4 protein-coding genes are annotated in these 2,793 nt (G+C 43.2%); all 4 read left to right on the top strand.

The annotated features are described in order from the left end of the window. On the top strand, positions 1–521 hold a 521-nt coding region (locus tag S1OALGB6SA_RS06405), incomplete at its 5' end, for a hypothetical protein (RefSeq protein ID WP_503465877.1). Positions 522–582: 61 nt separating this feature from the next. Then, a complete protein-coding gene (locus S1OALGB6SA_RS06400) occupies positions 583–1,050 on the top strand; it encodes a hypothetical protein (protein WP_124032914.1) in 468 nt (155 codons plus the stop codon). 406 nt (positions 1,051–1,456) lie between these two features. Then, the gene (locus S1OALGB6SA_RS06395) at positions 1,457–2,041 is read left to right on the top strand and encodes an RHS repeat-associated core domain-containing protein (protein ID WP_124032913.1); all 585 of its coding nucleotides are present in this window, start codon (positions 1,457–1,459) and stop codon (positions 2,039–2,041) included. Then, a complete protein-coding gene (locus S1OALGB6SA_RS06390; RefSeq protein ID WP_124032912.1) occupies positions 2,034–2,348 on the top strand; it encodes a hypothetical protein in 315 nt (104 codons plus the stop codon). The genes S1OALGB6SA_RS06395 and S1OALGB6SA_RS06390 overlap by 8 nt, the downstream gene beginning before the upstream one ends. The last annotated feature ends 445 nt before the right edge of the window (positions 2,349–2,793 follow it).

Here is a 2,793-nt window from a genome sequence, read left to right as displayed (position 1 = left end):
CGAATTATTCTGTCATAGAGGCTCTTAACTGGTATGCCTATGTGAGCAACAACCCTGTAAGGTATGTGGACCCGACGGGGATGTTCAATACTTCAGAAATAGATGAGGACTATCCTAAAAGTGCAGAATTCATCAACAATTTGCAACCTTCAAGTGATGACTATGACGCTTTTGAAGAGTACGGGCAGGCAAGCAAAAATGATGTGGATAGAGCTTTTACCGAAGGGAATCCTCCAAATGTTATCGCCGAATCACTTGGTGGGGATAATGGTGCTTTTCAACCTGATTCAAACTCTGAGGATATCATCATTAATAAAGATTTGCTTGAGGCATTCGAAGATGGTGTTTCAGGTTCCGATTTATTGCTCGAATCTACAATTAAGCATGAAACTACGCATTATTTTGATGATCAAGATGGTGAGGATTATCCTGGAGAAGAAGGTCAGGCATTTGAAGAGCAGGTCTATGGGGAAGATATTGATACATTGGAACAAGCTGAGAAATACTTAGAAAGAGAATGACGCACTACTCATGCGTGCGAAGGAAATCTGTATAATTGCGATTTGCTAGAGGATAAGAAACATGATTGGTAAGAAAACGTTTTCCTGTATTCTTCTTGTGTTGCTATGTAGTGCCAGAGTTATGTCTTTTACCATTTCTGTAGTACTAACGAAAAAAAGTTTTTCATTAGATGAATGCATTGAAATCAAGGTTGAGGTCAAAAATGATTCTAATGAGTATAGTTTAATCCCGTTGGTTTTCATCCCTGAAGACTACTACATAAGATTTGAGATAACTGATTTAACTGGGGGAAAAGCCAAGTTTATTGGTATGGAACATGATTATATCCAGAGCGATATTGATTTAGTTAATATGCCATCAATGTCCACATTCTCTGTGCCATTGAAGCTGTCAGATTATTACAAAGTAGATGAAGGAGACTTTAAGTTGCAAGCAATTTACGAGATACGGGAAGGGGTATATGATAATTCTAAAGCATGGTTTGGTGAAATCTCTTCCGATATCGTCGAGTTTTGTGTACACAAATAGAAGCTACAGTTTTCGATTCCAGTCAGTTCCAAGTCGTCTCTGAGACTACTACCTCATCTGAGTAGAGCAATACAGGCGAGAGATAAAACAATGAAACCAATATCCAAAACAACAAGCAACCAGAAGAGCATTCTAACCATTGCACAGATAACTCTCGACAGTCATAATAATAAACACTACAAATTTTGTTAGTAGTATCAAGTTTTGTATGTCTAAGCAGCAAACGCCGGCTTCCTGCCCCCACCTGCGCAGACCCTCAAGGCAGGCCCGCCCTTGGCCGTCCATGGCCATGGGGCTAAACAGAACACACCTTATTTTCAGTAGGCCTCCTGCCTACGAGAAATAAGGGAGTATTCTGTTCACCTGCCTCGGGCCGGAAGGCTTTGGACCTGGGCAAAGTGGAGGAATGCGCAAGAGCTATTCTGTTATCGAGAGCCTAAATTGGTATGCCTATGTGAGCAACAACCCGGTGAAGTATGTCGGCCCGACGGGGGAAAGTGGCATTGCAATAGGTGGAGCGGCTGTGGCTGCAGCCCTTACAGAACCAACTCCGATTGGAGAAATTATTATTGGTGCTATTATACTGGGATGGATACTTTCTAAGGCTAAGACTCCTGAAGATGGTGTTGTTGTAGAGCCTGAAAAGCCTGAAGATTATACTGTTCCGTCTGAAGCGCCTGATGAGGCGGCGACGCCTGATACGCCTAAGCCTACTATTGAAGATCCTCAAGAAAAGGATCGCGATATTGATGACCATGACAATCCAAAAGAGTGGCCTGAAAATCCTGATGATTGGACTCCTCCAGAAGGTGTTGAGGAAACACCTTCTAAAGAGGAGACAGATGGTAGACATCGTCAATGGAGCGACAAAGATGGAAATATTGTAAGGTGGTGGGACAGGGAAGATGCTCCAGGGGGTAAACCACGAGGGCCACATTGGCATGACTCAGAAAAGCGCCATACGGCGCCAGGAGGTGAAATAATTGACTGATATGAGCTTATCGGAAATCTGTGATGGTAAATATTCTCTTCATGATTCATCTTTAGATGAATTCAATATCGATTATCTTGCGCGAAAGATAGTCATGGCTGTAAGGCTTGTTGCAGAAAACAATAAAGCAATTAAGATTCTATTTGCTGGTGTTGATCGACTATCAGGGAAAATAGCACTTGATGCAAAAAATGATGAAATAATCCTTGATTTTGAACTACACGAACCGAGCAAATTGAAACTATATTCATCATCCCGTACTTCGCTTAGTTTTTTCTTTCAGAAAATGGAAGTTAGTTGGGCGTAATCAAACGAGTTTCCCATCATCGCCTTATCGCAAAACCTCTGCCTATTCTGTGCTGTTCCAAAAATCAAAGGTCGTACAAAAGCATTGGATGTGTAGCCCCCTGTGGACAATGCCGCCTTTTTTTCTGCTGAAGAAAAAAGCAAAACCTCAGCAGGAAAATTCCTTAACTACTATAGGAAATCGTCGAAGGGCTAGCTGGTGTAGAGCACAAGCCGGGGCAGAAAGGCCCGAAGGGCGATTCTGCCCCGATGCAAGGGCTTAGGAGTTTAAGGAAGTAGGAGCGCTAAAGGCTAAAGGGAAGTTTGCATGAGGGAGGAAATCGCTACCTTGCGACTTTGCGGCGCTTTCCTTTGAGACTCAAGCCGTCAGGGGTTAGCCTCCGGTGACGTTCCATCCCCAAGCGGTGGGCAGAATGCACACGCATTCTGTCTATCCTTTGGGCGTC

This window comes from Olavius algarvensis spirochete endosymbiont (assembly GCA_900608495.1).
Lineage (GTDB): Bacteria > Spirochaetota > Spirochaetia > DSM-2461 > DSM-2461 > UBA2779.
The sequence above is the reverse complement of the archived record's forward strand: the minus strand, read 5'-3'. Positions and strand labels throughout refer to the sequence as shown.

Coding starts and splice junctions, on each gene's coding strand:
- S1OALGB6SA_RS06400 (WP_124032914.1), top strand. CDS start 583: ATGATTGGTAAGAAAACGTTTTCCTGTATTCTTCTTGTGTTGCTATGT.
- S1OALGB6SA_RS06395 (WP_124032913.1), top strand. CDS start 1,457: ATGCGCAAGAGCTATTCTGTTATCGAGAGCCTAAATTGGTATGCCTAT.